Annotated in this window: 2 protein-coding genes and 1 pseudogene; 1 reads left to right on the top strand and 2 read right to left on the bottom strand. The window is 36.9% G+C overall.

Features of this window, described 5'->3' with window-relative positions; genetic code table 11:
- Both MCY_RS06590 and MCY_RS06585 read right to left on the bottom strand, forming a co-directional pair.
- Window positions 1-275: addiction module antidote protein (locus tag MCY_RS06590; protein ID WP_007347587.1), on the bottom strand; the 275-nt coding region annotated here is incomplete at its 3' end.
- The gene (locus MCY_RS06585; RefSeq protein WP_007347586.1) at window positions 256-564 is read right to left on the bottom strand and encodes a type II toxin-antitoxin system RelE/ParE family toxin; all 309 of its coding nucleotides are present in this window, start codon (window positions 562-564) and stop codon (window positions 256-258) included. The genes MCY_RS06590 and MCY_RS06585, both read right to left, overlap by 20 nt.
- Before the next feature lie 74 nt (window positions 565-638).
- Between MCY_RS06585 and MCY_RS06580 the strand changes: the two are divergent.
- Window positions 639-835, top strand: a pseudogene (locus tag MCY_RS06580) (hypothetical protein); the annotation flags it as partial.

Below are 835 nucleotides of genomic sequence, written 5' to 3'. Positions count from 1 at the left end.
GCAGATTGTACAAAGAGTTGTAAATTAAGGGCAGATAAGACAGCGACTAAGGTAGAAAGCTTAGGGTCACCCGTTTTGCTTAAAGAACGATATAACCCACTACGTTCTCGATTGGCTTCTTTTGCTAAAGCGCGCATATTTTGAGTGCGAGCAACAATACCAATGGCATCCGCTATATGAGCAGCGTCACCAGTTTTGAAGGCTTCATTTAGGAATGTTCGTTGTGCTTCGATGTCTTCAAGATATTCCTCTGGTTTAAATGGGGTTATTTTCATCACTGTACTCCTCTTTTAACTTTAGCGCTTGTTCAATATCCTTTTGCTGGGTTGATTTATCTCCACCGCATAATAAAAGGATAAAATCAGAACCTTTTTGGATAAAATAAATTCTGTAGCCTGCACCATAATGGATACGCAATTCACCTATGCCATTAAAAAATTTAACGTCACCTAAAAGACCTTGTTTTAAGCGTACAACACGTTGAAGAATAATAGCTTTAATGTTTTTATCTTTGAGTTTCTTAAGCCAATTATCAAATTCTATTGTTTTATGAATGAATATCATCAGTACACTGTAGTACACATGATGTGTACTGTCAAGTTAGTTTATAATTTTTGTATCATTGAAAAGGTATTCTGATGACGCGTCAATATATTCTGGTTAGGACAGGCGGGCCGATACCGGTGAAACAGGATGTTTATCGTCATAGAAGAACGCTTTCGCATTTAGTGTCAGTTATCCAAGATGAGATTGATGACATCACGGATGAGTATGTATCCCAAATCCAGGAAAGTATTTTTTCTGCTATTCGTTTTTGTGAGAGGGAAAGTTTTTA

It is taken from the genome of Bartonella rattimassiliensis 15908 (genome assembly GCF_000278215.1).
GTDB classification, from domain to species: domain Bacteria; phylum Pseudomonadota; class Alphaproteobacteria; order Rhizobiales; family Rhizobiaceae; genus Bartonella; species Bartonella rattimassiliensis.
The sequence above is the reverse complement of the archived record's forward strand: the minus strand, read 5'-3'. Positions and strand labels throughout refer to the sequence as shown.